The 19,236-nt window shown below is 39.3% G+C and carries 21 protein-coding genes and 1 pseudogene; 14 read left to right on the top strand and 8 right to left on the bottom strand.

Features of this window, described 5'->3' with window-relative positions:
- The first annotated feature begins 178 nt into the window (after positions 1 to 178).
- The gene (locus PARC_RS21850; protein ID WP_238142581.1) at positions 179 to 265 is read left to right on the top strand and encodes a hypothetical protein; all 87 of its coding nucleotides are present in this window, start codon (positions 179 to 181) and stop codon (positions 263 to 265) included.
- Positions 266 to 604: 339 nt separating this feature from the next.
- Positions 605 to 1,240, top strand: a complete 636-nt coding sequence (locus PARC_RS18580) for a trimeric intracellular cation channel family protein (RefSeq protein ID WP_004334621.1) — start codon at positions 605 to 607, stop codon at positions 1,238 to 1,240.
- Positions 1,241 to 1,242: 2 nt separating this feature from the next.
- Here the strand turns inward: PARC_RS18580 and PARC_RS18585 are convergent, their stop codons facing one another.
- Positions 1,243 to 1,587: a GNAT family N-acetyltransferase gene (locus PARC_RS18585; RefSeq protein ID WP_010553574.1), complete on the bottom strand. Its 345-nt coding sequence runs from the start codon at positions 1,585 to 1,587 to the stop codon at positions 1,243 to 1,245.
- A 350-nt stretch (positions 1,588 to 1,937) separates the two neighbouring features.
- The gene (locus PARC_RS18590) at positions 1,938 to 3,404 is read right to left on the bottom strand and encodes a DASS family sodium-coupled anion symporter (protein WP_010553576.1); all 1,467 of its coding nucleotides are present in this window, start codon (positions 3,402 to 3,404) and stop codon (positions 1,938 to 1,940) included.
- Positions 3,405 to 3,690: 286 nt separating this feature from the next.
- Between PARC_RS18590 and PARC_RS18595 the strand changes: the two genes are divergently transcribed.
- The 3 genes from PARC_RS18595 to PARC_RS18605 all read left to right on the top strand — a co-directional run bounded on the left by PARC_RS18595 (position 3,691) and on the right by PARC_RS18605 (position 5,701).
- Positions 3,691 to 4,530, top strand: a complete 840-nt coding sequence (locus PARC_RS18595; protein WP_010553577.1) for a DUF417 family protein — start codon at positions 3,691 to 3,693, stop codon at positions 4,528 to 4,530.
- 10 nt (positions 4,531 to 4,540) lie between these two features.
- Positions 4,541 to 4,792 (top strand): Rho-binding antiterminator, encoded by a 252-nt coding sequence (locus tag PARC_RS18600; RefSeq protein ID WP_010553578.1) that lies wholly within the window; start codon positions 4,541 to 4,543, stop codon positions 4,790 to 4,792.
- A gap of 498 nt (positions 4,793 to 5,290) precedes the next feature.
- The gene (locus PARC_RS18605; RefSeq protein ID WP_158522944.1) at positions 5,291 to 5,701 is read left to right on the top strand and encodes a DUF922 domain-containing protein; all 411 of its coding nucleotides are present in this window, start codon (positions 5,291 to 5,293) and stop codon (positions 5,699 to 5,701) included.
- A gap of 59 nt (positions 5,702 to 5,760) precedes the next feature.
- Here the strand turns inward: PARC_RS18605 and PARC_RS22020 are convergent.
- Positions 5,761 to 5,901, bottom strand: a pseudogene (locus PARC_RS22020) (IS110 family transposase); the annotation flags it as partial.
- 299 nt (positions 5,902 to 6,200) lie between these two features.
- On the opposite strand from PARC_RS22020, the gene PARC_RS18615 reads away from it, so the two are divergent.
- The 9 genes from PARC_RS18615 (at position 6,201) to PARC_RS18655 (ending at position 12,746) form a co-directional block, all read left to right on the top strand.
- Positions 6,201 to 6,926 carry a hypothetical protein gene (locus tag PARC_RS18615; protein ID WP_010553580.1) on the top strand — a complete coding sequence of 242 codons (726 nt, stop codon included), beginning with the start codon at positions 6,201 to 6,203 and terminating at the stop codon, positions 6,924 to 6,926.
- 121 nt (positions 6,927 to 7,047) lie between these two features.
- Positions 7,048 to 7,365: a hypothetical protein gene (locus PARC_RS18620; protein ID WP_010553581.1), complete on the top strand. Its 318-nt coding sequence runs from the start codon at positions 7,048 to 7,050 to the stop codon at positions 7,363 to 7,365.
- The gene (locus PARC_RS18625; protein WP_010553582.1) at positions 7,366 to 7,635 is read left to right on the top strand and encodes a hypothetical protein; all 270 of its coding nucleotides are present in this window, start codon (positions 7,366 to 7,368) and stop codon (positions 7,633 to 7,635) included.
- 166 nt (positions 7,636 to 7,801) lie between these two features.
- Positions 7,802 to 8,035, top strand: a complete 234-nt coding sequence (locus tag PARC_RS18630; protein ID WP_010553583.1) for a hypothetical protein — start codon at positions 7,802 to 7,804, stop codon at positions 8,033 to 8,035.
- A gap of 517 nt (positions 8,036 to 8,552) precedes the next feature.
- Entirely contained in the window at positions 8,553 to 10,091 is a 1,539-nt protein-coding gene (locus PARC_RS18635) for an OpgD/OpgG family glucan biosynthesis protein (RefSeq protein ID WP_010553584.1), read from the top strand.
- A gap of 167 nt (positions 10,092 to 10,258) precedes the next feature.
- A complete protein-coding gene (locus PARC_RS18640) occupies positions 10,259 to 11,446 on the top strand; it encodes a hypothetical protein (protein ID WP_010553585.1) in 1,188 nt (395 codons plus the stop codon).
- 348 nt (positions 11,447 to 11,794) lie between these two features.
- A complete protein-coding gene (locus tag PARC_RS18645; protein WP_010553586.1) occupies positions 11,795 to 12,157 on the top strand; it encodes a 2OG-Fe(II) oxygenase in 363 nt (120 codons plus the stop codon).
- Positions 12,151 to 12,399, top strand: a complete 249-nt coding sequence (locus PARC_RS18650) for a DUF1272 domain-containing protein (RefSeq protein WP_010553587.1) — start codon at positions 12,151 to 12,153, stop codon at positions 12,397 to 12,399. The genes PARC_RS18645 and PARC_RS18650 overlap by 7 nt, the downstream gene beginning before the upstream one ends.
- 44 nt (positions 12,400 to 12,443) lie before the next feature.
- Entirely contained in the window at positions 12,444 to 12,746 is a 303-nt protein-coding gene (locus PARC_RS18655) for a hypothetical protein (protein ID WP_010553588.1), read from the top strand.
- Between the two features lie 138 nt (positions 12,747 to 12,884).
- Here the strand turns inward: PARC_RS18655 and PARC_RS18660 are convergent, their stop codons facing one another.
- The 5 genes from PARC_RS18660 to PARC_RS18680 are packed head-to-tail and all read right to left on the bottom strand — an operon-like array spanning position 12,885 to position 19,028.
- Positions 12,885 to 14,168, bottom strand: coding sequence for an allantoate amidohydrolase (locus PARC_RS18660; protein WP_010553589.1), 1,284 nt, complete (start codon positions 14,166 to 14,168; stop codon positions 12,885 to 12,887).
- Between the two features lie 14 nt (positions 14,169 to 14,182).
- Positions 14,183 to 15,412 carry a pyridoxal-phosphate-dependent aminotransferase family protein gene (locus PARC_RS18665; RefSeq protein ID WP_010553590.1) on the bottom strand — a complete coding sequence of 410 codons (1,230 nt, stop codon included), beginning with the start codon at positions 15,410 to 15,412 and terminating at the stop codon, positions 14,183 to 14,185.
- A gap of 3 nt (positions 15,413 to 15,415) precedes the next feature.
- Positions 15,416 to 16,240, bottom strand: a complete 825-nt coding sequence (locus PARC_RS18670) for a sulfite exporter TauE/SafE family protein (protein ID WP_010553591.1) — start codon at positions 16,238 to 16,240, stop codon at positions 15,416 to 15,418.
- The gene (locus PARC_RS18675) at positions 16,228 to 17,829 is read right to left on the bottom strand and encodes a gamma-glutamyltransferase family protein (protein ID WP_010553592.1); all 1,602 of its coding nucleotides are present in this window, start codon (positions 17,827 to 17,829) and stop codon (positions 16,228 to 16,230) included. The genes PARC_RS18670 and PARC_RS18675 overlap by 13 nt, the downstream gene beginning before the upstream one ends.
- Positions 17,826 to 19,028, bottom strand: a complete 1,203-nt coding sequence (locus tag PARC_RS18680; protein WP_010553593.1) for an amidase family protein — start codon at positions 19,026 to 19,028, stop codon at positions 17,826 to 17,828. The genes PARC_RS18675 and PARC_RS18680 overlap by 4 nt, the downstream gene beginning before the upstream one ends.
- Positions 19,029 to 19,236: the final 208 nt, after the last annotated feature.

Raw genomic sequence — 19,236 nt, forward strand, 5'->3', positions numbered from 1 at the left:
AGCTTATTGCAGTTACTATGCCATTGTTGACCGCTTGGTCAGTTAAGAGCGGTTGGGTTAAATTATCGAGGTATAGGTAATAACGGAGTAGCCTTAAAAATAAGGCACGGTGAAGCGAATGCTTTTACTATTTAAATCTAAAGGGGAAAATAGGGCTGGTAAAAGCACGTTAATGAAAATGCTTTGTGGTGTGATTAAACCTGACCAAGGGGACATGTTTTTTAATGGCCGTATAATACCAATCAACAATGAAAAATTAGGGTAGGTGTCAGCGTTATTTTTTTATGTAACTTTGCAAGTTGGATAGGTATTAGCCTATTAATCTTTGAGTCAATTTTTGTAGGCTATCTTGCTTATTTTGAGTGGATAAATAGCGCTAGCTTAATTTATGAGCCTACTTATAAACAACGTGTAAAAAATACCTACTTTTAAAATAATTACCTTCTCAAATATTACCTTTCATAAAACTTAACCTCAAACTGCATTCAGTGTAAATTACAGCGTTGTTTTTAAATGTATTTTTTAAAGTTAATTCAACTTTTAAGGGATGTTTTTTGGCACGTAAGTTGATACAACTCCTTATAAATTTTAAAAAGGAATTACCATGACTGCTGAATACTTTATGGTACTAGGGTTACTCGGTGTCGCATTTTTTGCTGTTGCAGGGGCATTGCTTGGGTATGAAAAAAACATTAGTGGCTTTGGCGTAGTAGTGGTTGCAACCGTTACAGCACTAGGGGGCGGTACCCTCAGAGATATACTTTTAAACAAACCGGTATTTTGGATTGCTACCCCGGAGTATTTGTATTCGACCTACGGGGCCGTTATAGCAACAATTGCATTTATTCGATACTTACCGCGCGTTAATAATTACTACTTTTTATTAGTAGACGCTGTTGGTATGGCGTTATTTAATATTATGGGGATAGAAAAAGCACTCATTAATGGCTCTGGCATGGTGGTCGCAATTACCATGGGTATTACTACAGGTATATTTGGTGGTTTAATACGCGACGTAATTTGCCGTGAGGTGCCAACTGTGATGCGCAGCGAACCTTACGCCTCTGCGTGTTTAGCGGGTGGTGCAGTTTATGCCGCTTTATTTAGCCTTAATGTAGATTACATTTGGTGTATTTTAGGGTCATTTTTCACGACTATTTTTTTAAGATTAGGCTCTTTGCATTGGGGTTGGCATTTAACTATTTTCAGAAAAAAAGACTTCAGAGATCAAAGCGACTAATTTTAGCTACGAGTAGCCCGCGTTTGCATGTGGTACTCGTAATTATTCTCATCCGTTATAGTAAAACCCAGCCGCTTATAAAGTTCTAATGCTGGGTTGTTTTTAAGTACTGTGAGTTTAATCGGTTTTGACTGCGCACTTGTAATAACTTGTTCAATAACCGCTTTCCCATACCCTTTATTTTGATGCAGTGGATGTATTTGTAATTGCATTATTTCAACGTATTGAGCGTACGTTTGGTATTTTAAAGTACCAATTGGTACCTCATTTATAACTATAAGATGGGAGCAGTGATATTGGTCATCAAGCCTTAAAACATGCTGTTGCTCAGTTATACCAATCCGCAATAATACTTAAGCATTTTGCGGGGCTAAATGTGTCGCTACCTGCGTTAAAAAATGCTCATTTAGAACAACTAAATAGCGAATTTTTTGCCTAGCTATCAACACGTTTTTCCAGCCTCAAAATAGATCACTTAATTAAGCGAATTGGTATTAAAAATAACCCGGCATTTTCTAAGTGTTCAACCATAGTCAGTTTTCTGAGGCTTAATAAGTAGTCTCTGTCTGAATATGCTGCCTTTATGAATTTAAAAACCATAGTGCTCCCTTGCAACAGCCTTAATGTTTATATTTGTAGAACTAACCAAAACAAGTGCGCAGTATTAAATGTGCAAGCCAAGCTAACAAAGGCAATACTACCAATACCCAAGTGCTTTCCACCAAAGCCCGCCAATAATTCCCCATACACTTAAATTAATAACGCTCATTATAAGGCCCATTACCCACCAGTCTTTTAATGATACATAGCCTGAGCCAAACACTATGGGTGATGTGCCTGTTGCGTAATGCGTTAACGACATCATGAGTGATGAAGCGCCAGCTAACAGTAAACCTAAAAATAAAGGCGGAGCGCCAAGCGCCAAACCTGCGGCGTAAAATGCGGCAAACATAGCAGTAATATGTGCTGTGGTACTGGCAAAAAAGTAATGAGCGTAAAAATACACAGCTACCAATATAATAGCCGATACAATCCAGTCAAAGCCCAGTTGCGCAATGTTGCTCTCAACAAGTGTTGAAAACCACGTTACCAAACCTAATTTATTTAAAAAAGTGGCCATCATTACTAATGCTGAAAACCAAACAACGGTATCCCACGCAGACTTTTCTTTAAGTACATCGTCCCAACTTAATACACCAGTCACTAATAAAACCGATAAACCTAAAAAAGCCACTGCGGTTGTGTTAACTGCGTAGTCAGCCCCTAAAATCATTGCGGGTACGCCGGCCCATAAAACAAGCAGCATAGCAAAAACACCCACCATTATTTTTTCGCCGTAACTCATTGGGCCCATTTCAGTTAATTTAGATTCTGCATATTTTTTAGCGTCGGGCGTACTTTTAACTTCAGGTGGGTAAATGGCGTAAACAACCAAAGGCACAAGGGCAATACATAGCAAACCAGGAACAAGCGCTGCCAGCGCCCACGTACTCCAAGTAATACTGATATTTGCACCGGTAGCATCAGCAATCAGCTTTACAATTAGAGGGTTTGGCGCAGTCGCCGTAATAAACATAGCTGATGTAATAGGGTTTATATGGTAGCTCACTAAAGCAAGGTAGTGCCCAATTTTACGAGATGTACCTTCCTCAGGGGACGAGCCAAAGCTTGTTGCTATCGACTTCATAATTGGGTGAATAATAGCGCCGCCTCGCGCGGTATTACTTGGCGTTACAGGTGCTATAACAAGTTCAGAAAGTGCGAGTGCATAGCCAATACCAACTGTTTTTTTACCAAAAAGAGAAATAAAATTATAGCCAATGCGATTTCCCAAACCAGTTTTAGCTAACCCCCGAGATATAATAATAGCAATACCAATCAACCAAATTAATGAATTAGAAAAGCCACTTAATGCATCTTTAATAGCGCCAGATGGGCTGTCATTAGTTACGCCGGTTAACGCAACAGAAGTAATAGCTAAAATAGCAATGGCGCCGATTGGCATTGCTTTACCAATAATGGCAACAACAGTACCAATAAATAAAGCGAGCAAATGCCATGCGTTTTCGGTAACACCTTGCGGGGGCGGTACAGCAAACCAAAGTAGTAAAACAATGGCTATAGAAATCAGTCCAGAGGTAACTCGAATATCAGTACCCTTCATTAAAAATGTCCCTAAGTTTTAGAAATGCGTGCATTCTGTGTATTGAAAAGGCGACGTTATTCTACTTCATTTTATAATAAAAAAAATGACGCACATCATATGAATATTAGACTTATTTAATTTTATTAATAAAGAGGTAATAAACTATAAACTAAAGTGATTGATTAAATTACCTGATGAGAGCTTACGTTGTGCTTAATCAACTCTTATATTTTTAAGAGTTAGCTTGAATTGTTTTATCGACTAGCAAGGTCTTTGTAAGTCTTAGCGAATACTTGGAAATACAATGAACTTAAAATTAACCAACAACGTGATTACTTTTTTATTAGCGAGTAGCTTTTTGTTACTTGGCTTATCGTTTGCGTTAGGAGCAAACCCTAATACGTTAACGGCTACGTTTAGTTTTTATGGCGTTGATTCGCTAATGTCTGTATCTGCATTAGGTTTGATTAGTGGCTCATTTATGGTTGCTTTAGCGTTTGCCACCGTGCTCGCTCACCTTAAGCTAATGAAACCTACGCCAGCACTTTTACTTGCAGCAATTATAAGTTTAGTAGCATTACTTACCTTGTTTGCCAGTAACCGTTGGATGGCTCAACTTGGCGGCTTTCCAATCATTGGTAGTGGGCAGGGCATAATTAAATACTTTGCTGTAGTGCCTTTGTATTTGTTTTTATTTTATAAAGATAAACTTACCGACAAACAACACGTACTTTTAAACTTTATACCGGTTGCCATGGTTTTATTGTGGATCGGCGGCATGAAGTTTTATGAGTTTGAAGCAAAAGGCATTGTAAGTTTAGTAGAAACCTCACCGTTTATGTCGTGGTTATACACGGTATTTAGCGTACAAGGCGCGTCTAACGTGATTGGCGGGTTTGATGTATTATTTGCTGTGTTATTGGGCTTAGGGCTATTTTTAAATAATAAAAAGCTAATTATTGTAAGTGGCTTAGCGTGTTTAAGCGTATTTATGATGACCCAAACATTCTTAATTACCGCCACCGGTGCATTTAGTTCTTCCACTTTATTGGAGCGCTTAGGGCAGTTTGTAATTAAAGATCTTTGGTATATAGCCAACCTTGTTGTTATTGCTTTTTTAATGCTATTTAAACCGGCTAAATAAAGAGGACGTCATGATCAGTTGCAACCAATACGACTATATCGAAATTGCCTGTATGCACCGTTTAAGTATTGAGCTTATATTAAAAAATGGCGATGGTGTATGTGGGATAGCAACTGACACAAAGCGCAATGCTAATAGAGACGAATGCATAGTTGTTAGCGTAAATAGCGAGTTGCAACTCATTGTGCTCACTACAATTAGTATACTTAAAGCGCGTGAGAAAAACCCATACTTTGACCATGTGAACTTTGATGTAAAGTAAGCACCTCACTCATTCGTTTTATTATAAACACCCCAGCGAGTCTGTATCATTAATATGTTAAGGCTCGCTTATCTCACCAATGCTTTAGCTAATTACGCGCTAAATACATAAAGCCAAAATTTTCCTATTACTTTCTTTTGTTCTTTACTCGAGTTTTTCCACCTAACAAGGCTAAACGCCAACTATTAAAGCGTATAAAAATACTAATTCTGTAATAAGTAAGCCTTTATATGCCCGTATATGGCGTTTGGTTTTTGTGCGTTTGTTAATTATGGTCGTAAAAGGTAGCTACATAAATAAAGCTAACTTACAGAGACAGCTGTTTAAATAAACAGCTGTTTTAATTTTGTCCAATAACATTATTAAACGCCGTTTTGGTGCAAAATAACAAAGGGCTTTTTGTAGCATATTTAATTACTTGTTTACATTAAAGTTATTTAGTGGAATTATTGAACAATGTAATATACGCCATTTTGGGGGGTTATAATCTCGAAAGTGGTGTCTAATAAGCAGATTAGTTTTAAATCTGACTGGTTTGTTAATTGGCGCTTTAACTGGAATGAAAGTAATGGTCTGTGCTCTATGACGAGTGTTAAAAGTACTGTCAAAGTTAATTTCACTCTTCCCAAGTGGGAGAATAGTAATAGTGCAGAGGTAAACCTAAAAAAGCGTTGGGCACATTATTACAATGCACTAATTGCTCACGAAAATGGCCATAAAGACTTTGGTATTAATGCAGCTAAAGAGATTGAAAATCGTCTGTCAGTTTTAGCAGCAAAAAATTGCTCTAGTTTAAAAAGTAAAGCTAATAGTCTTGGTAAAAAGATTATTGATAAATACGTAGTGCTTGAAAAAAAGTATGATAAAAATACTAATCATGGAATGAAAAATGGGGCTGTATTCCCATAAAACATAACAGCACGACCAGAGGTGGACAGCAAGCACCAAAGCTCACTTTTCACCGCAAATTTTAATAGTGGTGATCCCTTACTTTTTAATGCTGTTAAGTAAGTTGATTCGTCGTAAGGCGTGTGTTTTTTCCAGCACCTAAATAGTATTCGTATCCACTTAAATGCCAATGAACTGATGATGGTATTATGAGGCTTTCCTATGGTTTCTTGCTGCCAACTATCGTGGTCAATTAACGGTGCTTTAGCCAAAAATAAATAACGCACAGATAATCCTGCTCATTCTAGAAAGAGTAAAAAAGGTACCCACACTAAATTTTTCAGTAATACTTTCCAAAACGCCAATTAAAACAACACCAAACACTTCTTTATATGCTGCGTAAAAGCACAGTAATCGATTGAACCAAAATAGGAACTCAGCTATGGTTTGTTTATCAATAAAAATAAATAAAAAAACGAGTTAATCTACAGGCTCGTTGGTACTAAAGGAGTATCTAGCATTGGATGATCTAATAACAAAAATCAAAAGTGTCCCTAACGAAATTTGGTGGAGAACACTTTCGTATATTATTTCCGCTTTTTTCCTTGTACCAAATATTACGATGATCATGTTTCTAATTTACATGGGAGAATATGACTTTTTCTCTTACGACTTCTTTACGGAGGGTATATTTGGAATGAAATTGTTTTTCGTAACTACTGCTTTTTTCTTACTTATTAGTTCATTAGCAATATTTAGCCCTGTCTTATTGATTGTTGGAAAAGTTAAGAAAAAGAAAATCGATAAACAACTAATTGCCCTGAGTATTTTATTTACTTTAATTACTTGGTCGATCCTTATCTTAGAGTTTATTTCTGGTGCTGATACTGCTCGGATTTTCTTTGTATTAGGTATGTGTGCGGTTATTATTACTCATATTTCAGTGCTAATTTACTTCAAGGCTAAGGCACAATTTATCAGTTTAGGAGCTATTACTTTTTGTATAGTTTTTATGTCTTTTAATTGGTCTGCTCAATCCTCCAAAGTAATTTCAATTGGCTTACAGGCATTTGGCGTTGGTGGTGATTTATCAATAACAATAACTAATGCTCAATCTGGAGTTAAAACTAAAGGGAAACTAAAATTAATATCCCCAAAATTTATATACTTTACGCCTTCAACCGAAAAGGGCGTTGCTAGTTATTCTTTATCAAATGTAGGCTATTATGTTGTGGATAAAAAGTAGCTCTAACAAGTCGTAAAGCAGAACAAAAAAAATCTGGTTTTTACTGCTATGTCGCTTACTTTAGCAAATATATTTTGCCTATTTAAGGCAGCACTAGATATAAAAATACAAGGATGCATGATTGAATTATTTAAATTGGTTACAAAAGACATACCCAGAGCTAAATGAGATATCAAATGAAACTATTAACTCTCATATCGACAAAGCAAAGTCTGATACAGAGCTTTTTAGGGAATTCATTAAAGTATTAGGTAGCTTATTTTTTATTATCCCGTTTAACTTATACCTTTATATTTCGGGTATTCAGGCATCTAACAGCTCTTTATATTGGTTGTTGGTTGTGGCTTCAATTGCTGTTGGTGGTTTTATCGGGCTTTATTGCGAGCAAAAGGTCATTAAAAAACGCCTTAAAAAAATAATACAGTTGAAGGCTTTTTAAATGACTAATGATGAAGTAGTTTCAAAGCTACGCAGTGCAAAAGTTAAGGTTGTCCTTTATGTTTCGGGTTTATTTTTACTTTTGACCTATGTTGATTTTTATTTGGCTGACACTTCAGAAAAAACAACACAAAGCATGCTATCAAGTTCACCGTTCTCCATTGTTATTTTTGTTTGCCTACAGTTAGCAATAATGCTTACTTTTACTTATTTGGAGAAAATCCTTATTGGTATAAATCAAACAAAAAATAATGCCGATATATCGAATTGAAATGGCAGGCTTTTGAATTATTACCAGAGCCGCTTTTGAAAATTTATGCATAACTGAGTAACTGATTGAACAAAATAGGAACTTAGCTATGGTTTGATTATCAATAAAATAAATAAAAAACGAGTTAATCTACAGGCTCATTATTTTTCGAACATCGAGGATATTTATGGAAATTGAATATATTTGGGGTGTTTTAGCGGTTATTGCAGTTTTATTTATATTAATATTTGGTAACTCAATACCCAAGCATGGCAGCGTAACTGAAGGTGATGTTATTGTTGCTTTAAAATCAGGTCATAAAGTTAGAGCAATAAAATATTATAGATCTGTTCATGGTGTAAGTTTGAAAGAAGCTAAAAATGCCATTGAAAAATTAACTTCAAAACATGCCCTGAAGTGAGGGCCAAGTAAAATTCAGCCATTAATTGCAAGTTTTAAAAGTGGTGAGCCTCTTTGTTTTCCACCACCTAAATACAACCCTTATCCATTTGAATACCAGCGATCTAATAGTGTGGTTATATGGCTTATCCTTCACTTTTACTGCTTATAATACGCTTTAGCCTAAAATCAACTATGCACCTATAACGATTAGAAAAACCAGCCACTCTACAAATTTTTGCCTTAGAAAAGTGGGCAACTAAAACCTAAATATATCCATACCTCTTGAGGGCTTCGTTCAATAAATTGCGCTATCCCCGCTTATTTTTACTTCAGCGGTATCATTAAACGCGCGCAATTTCCCTGAAAATCAATAGCCTAAAAAAATAATTATAGAAGGTCCTGTAGTCAAATAACAATACTTTAGTAAACGCTAGTTCATATTACGTCACGTAATATTCATGCAGAACTTTAAGTTAAACATACGCTCGTGCAGCGTTCCCATTTTTATTTGACTCAATTTATTGGACATTCTTTTTATGAAATTAAAGTTATTTATCGCAATTATTTTTAGCACTTCGATGTCGTCTTACGCGACAGAAGCAGTAGATAAAACGGAGTTTTCATTCGAAGACTTAAAAGCGCTGGCAAAAGCCTCAGCCGAAAAGCCCTATACGTCAACTAAGGTGCCAGCGCCGGAGTTAATCGATAAAATTACGTATGACGAACATTGGAAAATACGCTTTAAAGAAGATGAAACCTTATACCCAAGTGGAAAAAAGGCACCTGTACAATTATTTTACCCAGGGCGATATTTTCCTGAGCCAGTAAGTATTTACATCAGAGACGATAAAAATCAGGTTCAAAATGTACCTTTTAGTAATGACGTTTTTGATATGCCTGATAATAGCCCAGCTCACGATCTCCCAGAAGGGTTTGGATTTGCAGGCTTTAGAATAATGCGCCCAGATATGAAACCAGATTGGATATCTTTTTTAGGCGCGTCTTATTTTCGTACTGACGGGCCAGAGGGACAATATGGACTGTCAGCCCGAGGTATTGCAATTAATACGGGTATGAATCAGCCAGAAGAATTTCCGCGCTTTTCTGCATTTTGGATTGGCCCCGCAGAGAAAAAAGGTGAAAGTGTGTCTGTTTGGGCACTGCTTGAAGGGCCTTCTATCACTGGTGCTTATCGATTTGGTTTAAGCAAAGATAACAAAGAAGCCAAAGGACATATCACCTCAGTAAGCGCTAATCTGTATATGCGCGCCGATGTTGAACGTTTAGGCGTAGCACCGTTAACCAGTATGTATTGGTACTCACAAAAAGATAAAACAGAAGCTAAAGATTGGCGCCCAGAAATTCACGACAGTGATGGACTGGCTATTCACACAGGATCGGGTCAATACGTTTGGCGCCCATTAAATAATCCTCAGTCGGTGTCGACCAATAGTTTTATTGATGAGAACCCAAAAGGGTTTGGCTTAATCCAAAGAGATCGTGACTTTAATAACTACCAGGACGACGGCGTATTTTACAATAAGCGTTCATCAGCGTGGATAAAACCTACTGACGATTGGGGCAAAGGCGCAGTTCAGTTAATAGAGATTCCAACAAAAGATGAAACGTTTGACAACATTGTGGCCTATTGGGTGCCCGAAAAAGAGGCGCGCAAAGGTGATGAGTTTACCTTTTCTTATGATATTGAATGGCGTCCACTCGATCCAAAATCAAAAACGCTTGCAAGCGTTGTAAATACTCGCCAAGGCTTAGGCGGAATTCCCGGCCAGCCTATTCCTGAAGGCGTTAACAAGATGGTGATTGATTTTGAAGGTCCAGTATTTAAAGGCTTAGATAACAAAAGTGGTATAAAGCCGATTGTTGAAGCCAGCAACGGTGAAATACTAGAACCTATTGGAGTTTATCCGGTAGTTGGTACAAACCAATGGCGATTAGCGTTTGACTACAAACAAGCTAACAACAATCCGGTGAACATACGCGCGTATTTAGTTGATAAAAATGATGAAGCTATAACTGAGACATGGGTAAGTGATGCAAAGGTAACGATTAAATAAGACCTTAAAGTAACTGTTTAGCATATTGTTCTTAAATGAACTCAGGCGCTTTTTATCCTTGTTCTTTTTAATGCTTGGCTTTATGTATGCTTTAATTAAATTTATAATTCAAGCATACAAATTACGTGCATAAAAAGTAATGGATACAAATTTTAGTGGAACTTAATATGACATTTTTAAAAAATGTAAAGCAACAAGCGGCGACTAAAACGCCTTCTGAATTAGAGCGTTTATGGCAGCGAATTGAAAAACATACTAAGCGTAACGCAAACTTTGATATTAAAAAGCAGATCCTGTTTTCTCAATTTCAAGAACAAGTAGAGCACCATGAGCAAATTCAAGCTCAAATGATTGCAGAACAAATTATTCATTTTAGTAAGTTTATCCAACGTAAAAGCTTAACTATTGAACAGCGTAATGAACTTGTGGATTGGATAAATGAAGATTTAGATTATTTGTCAGAACATCCATTCATTGGCGAGTTGAATGTTGAGGAAGTGTCTCAAGTTTTTCAATCTTACCTAAATAAGTATAACCAAGATACGGTTAGTACAATCCCTTCTTCAGAGTTAAACATATTACGTAATATGTTACAGCAAGATTTCCCCGGTTTAGAATTAACAGATGACGAACTGAGAGAAATAACAGCTGATCCTTCATTGCTTTATAAGCACCTTGACGAGCAAGGTTTTGGTGAGGAGAAAGATGATGAAGCGTTTAGTGCAGATAATATGCACTATGAACAAGATGAAGATTGGGATGACTTTTTTGACCAACACGAGCGATTTGATCGCGATGAAATTAAACAACAAAAAAACAACTCAAAATTAGAAAAGTTATTTAAAGGCTCGCAGCTAAACAAAATGTATAAACGTTTAGCATCTAAGTTGCATCCAGATAAAGAATCTGATCTTGCAAAAAAAGCAGAAAAACACGAACTAATGCAACAGTTAGTACAAGCTCGAAAAGAGAAAGACGGTTTTACTTTATTACAACTTTACATAAGCCATTTTGACGACGATGTCGATTTTGACGAAGAAACCAAAGCAAACTTAATTCCGTTACTGCAAAATAAAATAATCGAGCTAAATGAACAGCATCGGCAACAAAAAGAAAGTAATGACCAATATACAATTGTGTGGCGTAAGTTTAATGGTCGTAGTAAAGCGCAAATTAAAGATAATTTTGTAAACCATTTAGCGGCGCTAAATAATGAATGTGATGAAATTGCTAAACGTTTAGAGTATTGCACTACGGTTAAATCACTTAAAGAAGAGCTTAACAACCGAATTATGAATAAACGTCATATGCCCATGTCTTTAGAGGCGGCTCTGGAAAACATGTTCAATTTTTGATGAATTAACAGTGACGCCAGCCTAAGTTTTTTCATTAAGTTAGAATGGCTGTCCTGTTTAGCTGTTTCTTTACGCTGCGGCAACTGTATTGCCTTGTTCATAATGTAGAAAAGCTGCAAAACGCGATGTATTAAGAAAGATAAGCCCTTAGTACCTCAATAAAGTCACTCAAACACCAGTGTTCCCTTCTAAAATACTAATTTAAACAACACCGAACACTTTTTGTATTTTACGTAAAATACAGTAAACGATTGAACCAAAATATGAACTCGGCTATGGTTTATTTACCAATAAAAATAAATAAAAAACGAGTTAACCTGCTGCTTGTTAGCTGTTTCGAGGGATTGCATGTTTTTTTTGAGTAAATTATTTTGTTGGGAGCGAGGTAGGCAAAAGTCAGGCTACGATAAAATGTTGATTTGTGGTGCTACGTGGCCAATTAAATTTGATACATATTTGCTTAAATTCCCACAAGGAAGTGAAATAGCACCACACACAGACAAAGTTGAATCTGGTAAACACTATCGATTGAATATAGTGCTTAAAAAAGCAGATTTGGGTGGTGAGTTTATTTGCAGTAATCCGATATTTGAAACAAAGCGGGTTAAGCTATTCCGCCCTGATGTAAGTGAGCATCAGGTATCAAAAGTTATAAAAGGTAATAGATATTTACTCAGCATTGGGTGGATAAAAGGGAGCTCTAAATGCTAGATTTAAGACCTAATTGTGAATGTTGTGATAAGAATCTACCTGTACAGTCCACAGAGGCTTTTATTTGTTCATTTGAATGCACATTTTGTTCTGGCTGTGCTCAAGCGCTGTTAAATAACGTGTGCCCAAACTGCTCAGGTAATTTGGTGCAGCGGCCAATTCGCCCTTTGGCTGCACTAAAAAATTACCCAGCATCGACTAAGCGGGTATTAAACGAAAGTGGTTGTGCGCCAAACATATAAGAACATAAAGTATAATAATTACATTTTCTGGGTATGGAGATCTGATGAGAAAATCCTTTGAATTTACTGTTAAGTCAATCAAAGTTAAAATAATTAACGCTTGGTTTAGTGGTGCTAAATTATATGTGAATGGTGACTTACGAGATACTGACAAAACTTTGTTCGCTTTTAGGAATAATACTTTACTATCTGCAAATTTAGGTGAGTTGGGTGTTCTAGAAATCAAGCCATTATCGGGGCTAATTACCGTTGAAATGGATGCATATTTGGTCAATGATACAAACATTCAACATGTATATAGCTCACATAAACGCCTTAGCCTAAAAGAGCAAAGGGCAGCTCGATAAAGCTACTTTAAATAACGTATATTCCTGTGTTTTCCTGCATTTACCTGCCTTCAGTAATAACCTCCAAATGACTTTGAGGAGGTTTAAATTCCTAAGCATACCAAGTTAATCTATTTGGTTTACTCGATTCCCTTAAAATCACTCATACTCTTTCACGTAAAGTAAAAGCGCGCTGTACATTACACTGAGTGCCTTTGTTACATCTTTGTCGATAACAGCCTCTGCTGGGTGATGGCTTATACCGCCTGGGCTGCGTATAAATAACATGCCAACGGGGCAAATTGGAGCGATTGCCATTGCATCGTGCCCAGCGCCTGAGGCAAGTGAAGGCGATACTTGGTTGTTGAGTTTACATGCGCTTGAAAACAAATGCTGAATAGTGGTGTCGCACGCAACGGCACCGGCGGCGTGTGTCCATTGCCAATCAAGCGTTAAATTGCGTTTGCTTGCTATAGACTGTGCGCTGCTTTGTATGGCGCTTAGTAAATTAGCGAGATCGGTGTCGCTTTGTGCACGTGCGTCTAGGCTTATGGTTGTTTTGCCTGCAATCACGTTTGTAGCCCCAGGGCGAGACTGTATTTGCCCTACGGTGGCAACTTCGCCATTTTTAGCATTGTTTGCTAGTTTTTCAATTTCGGTTACTAATTCGGCGCAGCCTGCTAACGAATCCTGACGTAAATTCATTGGGGTTGTACCCGCATGACCGCTTTGGCCTGTTAGGGTAAGCATGGCGCGTTTTGCCCCTGCAATGGCCGTTACAACGCCTAACGCCTGATTAACCGATTCGAGCACAGGACCTTGCTCTATATGAGTTTCCCAGTAAGCTAGTAATTCGCTTTTATTTAGTGCGGCCTTTGCGTAGTTGTTGGGATTTAAGCCAAAGTCGAGCATGGCTTGGCGCATAGTTATGCCGTTTGTGTCTTCAATGTTTAGCCACTGTGGGTCAAATTCGTTAGCGAGGGCTTTTGAGCCAATTAAAGTTGTGGCAAAGCGAGTGCCTTCTTCATCGCAAAAGCCCACTACATCTAAATGAAAGGGCAGGTCGAGCTTTAACTTATGTGCAAGCGCTGCAATTTCTATCCCCAGTAGTACACCTAAAATACCATCAAACGCACCTGCGTTTGGTACGGTGTCGAGGTGCGATCCTATAATTAAACGTTTAGCATGGGGGTTTGATGATTTTAGTCGCCCCCAAAGGTTGCCCACTTCGTCTTGCCACGATTGCATGCCCGCCTCAACCATCCACGATGCAGTAACGGCGTTACACTCTTTGTGCTCTTTTGATAAGTACACGCGGTGAATACCGTCTTGCATTTGCGATAGTGCGCTGAGGGTTTTACAGCGAGATAAAGCGCGTGTTGCGTATTCATCAGCAAGTTCTTTGTTTAACAAAGGCTTTAAAAGGGGGCTTACAATCGTCATGCTAAATCCTTTTTTTATTTATAGTGAGCGAGGGCGGCAATGGCGGCTTCGCCTTTAGGGCCTTTGTAACCGTTGGCATGTAAGCAAGCGTCTAAGCTTGCAAGTGTTTGTAATACAGCATCTTTGCGGGCGTTGTAGCCCATGGTGCCAATACGCCAAATTTTGCCATGAAGTGGCCCAAACGAGGTGCCAATTTCTATTCCAAAATCGGTTAGCATTTGTCCGCGTACGTGGTCGGCATTAATGCCCTCGGGTATATAAACACCCAGCACGTTGTTCATTTTATGCGTTAAATCGCCAAATACATTTAAGCCGAGCGCTTGAATGCCTGTTAGCATGGCATCGCCATGTAATTTGTGGCGCGCTACGCAGTTATCCACGCCTTCTTCAATGACTATGCGGGCGCATTCTGAGGCGCAGTAAAGCATGCTGGTGGCTTCGGTATGATGATTTAGGCGCTCCTCTCCCCAGTAATTCATGATCATACCTAAATCAAAATAGTTAGAGCGTACAAAGGGCTCTGTACCATTGGTATGTTCGGTCGTGCGAATGCCTGCTTCTACCTTTTTACGTTTTTGAATCCACTCGGCGCATTTGTCGCTTAGTGTTAATGGCGCTGACCCAGAAGGTCCGCCTAAACACTTTTGTAGGCCAACAGAAAGTGCATCGAGTTTCCACTCATCGGCAGGAAGTTCGTTACCCACAATAGATGCGGTAGCATCACAATAAAATAGTACATCGTGCTTTTGGCAAATATCGCCAATATGCTCAAGAGGTTGGTTCATGGTGGTGGATGTATCGCCTTGTACCATAGCAAGTACATGGGGTTTTACATCAACAATGGCTTTTTCGATTTGTTCTGGCGTAAACACTTCGCCCCACGGTACTTCTATTGTGTGCACCTTTGCGCCAACGCGTTCTGCTATTTCAGCAAGTAGGTGGCCAAAGCGCCCCATAATTGGCACTAGTACTTTATCGCCTGGGCGTAAAATAGAGCATAAAACGGCTTCAATACCCGCGCGCGATGTGCCATCTATTAGCATGGTCCATTCGTTTTTAGTTTTAAAAATTTCGCGGTAACGTGCCATGGTTTCGTTCATAAAACCGGTCATTACTGGGTCGTATTGGCCTATAAGCTGCGCCGACATAGCACGTAAAACACGAGGGTCGGCATTAATTGGGCCTGGTCCCATTAATAAACGCTGTGGTGGGTTTAAGGTTTGAACTTGCGTGTTATTAAACATATTTTAGGCTCCCAGAGTCTGAATAAGCATGCGTATGCCGGTTATCATTAAGACAACGGCAAAAGCGCGTTTTAGTTGTTTTTGATCCAGCTTGCTACCAATTTTTACGCCAATAGGCGCAAATAAAATAGTCAGCGGAATAATAAGAAAAAAGGCAGGGAGGTTAACCAACCCCCACGTACCTAGGGGAGCATCGGTTGGCGTTGTGCCAATACTTAATAAGGTAATAACGCCAGGTAGCGCAATCAACAAACCAAAAACGGCCGCAGTACCTACTGCAACATGGGCGCGTACATTAAATGCGTTTAGCATAGGTACGCCAATAGTGCCGCCACCTATGCCAATCATTACCGACAAACCACCTACAATACTTGCCATAACGCCTTGACCAAATTTACCTGGCAGTTGTTTTACAAGCGCGGGTGCGCCGGCTCTAAATAACATGTTTAAACTGACTAAAATAGCAATACAGGCAAACATAAGTACCAGTGCATTACCGCGTATTGAGTGCGCTAAGTAGCTGCCTACAACGGCCATAACTAAAATAAATGGTGCCCAGTATTTTATTAGCGCAAGGTCAATATTCCCTTTGCTATGATGCGAGCGAATAGATGAGAGCGAAGTAGGTACTATGGTTGCAAGTGATGTAGCGGTGGCTATCATCATTGCCGACTCTGGGCTTACGCCAAAACCTTGCAGTAAAAAATACAGCACAGGTACGATAACAATACCGCCGCCTACACCAAAAAGTCCTGCTAAAATACCAGCAAAAATACCGGTTGCTATTAAGGCCGCTACTATTGGCCATTGGTTTATTATTTCTGACATTGTGTTCCTGCTGTAGTTACTGTTGCACGTCCATCTGAACGAGGATCTGTTGCAGCTTCAAGGCTTGTAGGTGTATCTAAAATAGCCCCAGCGTGCCCCATCATTTCGTTATTATTATCAACGCTTACCCAATCGTGGTCACGTTGATTTAATTCATGTTCTATATGAAAAACTAACTCTTTTTCAATTTTTAAATTTGTACTCGTATCGCCCCATGTGCGTCCAAGTAACCAACGAGGGTCGCTAATTGCTTGTTTTATTGATTTATTTCGCCACGCGTAGCCTGCAAAAACAGCGGCTTGAGTTTGTGGCTGCCCTTCACCGCCCATTGTTCCGTAAGCAAGTCGACGACCATCGCTAAACTTTGCCAGTGCTGGGTTAAGTGTATGAGCGGGCTTTTTATTAGGAGCAAGGGCGTTAATATTGTTACTCGCATCAATATCTTCATTGTTTAAACTAAAGCTTAAACCACGGTTATTCCACACAAAGCCGCCTTCACTCATTAATATTCCGCTGCCAAATTCCCAGTAAATACTTTGAATAAAGCTGACTAATTGCCCGTTTTTATCTCTGGCTGCCATCCACACAGTATCGCCAGGCTCTGCGTTAAATGGCCATTTTTTGGCTTTACTCATATCAATATTGTTAGCAAGTTCGCTTAAGCGATTATCGGTTAGTGCGTTTTTATAATCATCCCCTAACACATCAGGGTCAGCCCAAAGGGTAGGGCGATGGGTAAAGCTTTGTTTAGTTGCCTCAACAATTAAGTGCGTCCAGTCGGCATCGGTTTTAGCTAAATGCTTTAACTTATTTACGGCACCAATTATTTGTAGTGAATGCACGCCCTGTGTTGGCGCGGGTAAGTTGTAGCAATCAATACCACTGAGGTTTGCATTTAGCGCAGTAACTACCTCGGCTTTAGTATTTGCAATGTCACCTGCGGTAATTGAGCTGCCTGCTTTTGCTAAGTCGGCGGCAAATGAGTTGGCAAGTGCGCCTTCATAAAATGCGTTTAAACCATGCTTTGCTAGGTATTCAAACGTTGCTGCAAGTTTAGGGTTTTTAAAATGCTGGCCTGCTTGTAAGGGCTTGCCATTGGGTATGTAGAGGTTTTTAAACGCGTCATTGGTATTGTTAGCAGTGGCTAGCTTTTCGCAGCCTGCTTGCAAGCTTTTTGTAACGGTAAAACCCTCGCGAGCAAGTTCAATAGCAGGTGCTAAAATTTTTGACAGTGGTAGTGCCGCATGCTCATCTAGTTCAAGCGCCTTTTGCCAACCGCGAATTGTACCCGCTTGAGTTAGTGCGCTTAATCCGCCGCGCTCTGGTATTTGCGTGAGCGAGTTATACGCCGTTGTATTAGTTGCTGCGCGGCCGCAGGCGTCAATAGCGGTAGGCGTTTTTTGGCTTGGGTTATCGATAAGCCAAAAGCTGTCGCCACCAATTGAGTTCATATGTGGATATACAACGCTAATCGCAGCGGCAGCCGCTACCATAGCCTCGGTAGCTGTACCGCCTTGTTTTAGTATATTTATACCCGCCTCTGTTGCCGAAAAATGAGACGCGGTAAATGCAATGTTGTGTGTGGTCATGCCGGTGTGTCCTGTTTAAAGTGTGCAGCTAGGTGCTTAACGCAAGCAAGTAGGCTTTTATCGTTACCGTGGCTCATCATTAATGAAAAACCATACGGATGATCATTTGCTAAATCAGCCAGCGGTAAATGCACTTGCGCTGAGCCACTAAGCCCTGCAATTGCCGAAAGCGTAATAATTTGCATGCGTAAGGCGCTTGTGTCGGCGCCTAATTTAGGTGCGGTTGTGGGGGTGGTTGGCAAAAATAAACAGCTGTTTGTATTTAGGTTTTTAGCTATTAGTGTTTGCCATTGGGTTTGTACTTTTAGTGCTTCTTGTTCTTCTTGAACAGTTAGGGCAAGCGCCATATTAAAACGTGCCGCAATTGCAGGAGCAAACTGGGGAAGTTGCCCCGGCAATTGAAGCCAATCTTTATGCGTTTTTGCGATTGCTCGCCCTTGCAGTACTCTAAAACTATCAGCAAGTTCATTTAATAAGTTGCTGTTAGGTAGTTCAAATTCTTTATGGTGCTTAAAATTAGGCTTGGTTTTTTCAAGCAATTGTTTAAGTGGGGCTTGTAAAGCAGGGTCAACGAGTTCAAATAGTGCTTCGCAAATAACCAGCGTATTTACTTTATTAATAGCTTGTTGTGGTAATAATATATCGCCAACGCTGCTTAATAGCTCGGCGCTTTGGGTAAGCCAACCTATGGTATCAAAAGGGGGAGCCAACGGTATTAGGCCGTCTTTTTCAATCACGTTATGGCTTGGCCTTATGCCATATAAACCACAATAGCTGGCGGGTATTCTAATTGAGCCGCCGGTGTCGGTGCCTAAGCCAATATCAGCTAAGTTAGCAGCAACTGCAGCAGCAGACCCCATACTCGAACCACCGCAAGCATGCCCTTTTAATTTAGGATTTTGCGCAGCGCCATAATGTATATTACTACCCTCTAAGCTATAAGCCAGTTCGTCAGTATGGGTAAAGCCTATAAAGTTACAACCAGCGGTCATGAGCTTATTAACCGAGCTTGCCGTATTTTTAGCCGGTTTAGCTGTTTTAAACCAGTTTGGGTTGCCTGCGCTGTTACGCTCGCCCTTTACTGCAAATACATCTTTTACAGCTAAGCGATTGTTTGCAAGCACTCCAGAGTGGTTTGTTTGCCACAGGGTAGGACCGTGATTGCAAAATATACCTTTGTTGTTTTTTTTATCACTCATTTGCAGCTCATTATTATAAAACTGACCAAGTACTTACTTATTAAGTTAAGAGTGATTAAAAAGCGGGCTGGTTATTATTATGAATACCAATTTTATTAAAAACATGATCATTTTATCGGATTAAATAGCGCACTCACTGCGTCATTTTCTTCTCGTTATAATAGATCACTAATTTAATGCAATTGCTAAAGCTGTGCTTTTTAATCGG

It is taken from the genome of Pseudoalteromonas arctica A 37-1-2, assembly GCF_000238395.3.
Taxonomy (GTDB): Bacteria; Pseudomonadota; Gammaproteobacteria; order Enterobacterales; family Alteromonadaceae; genus Pseudoalteromonas; species Pseudoalteromonas arctica.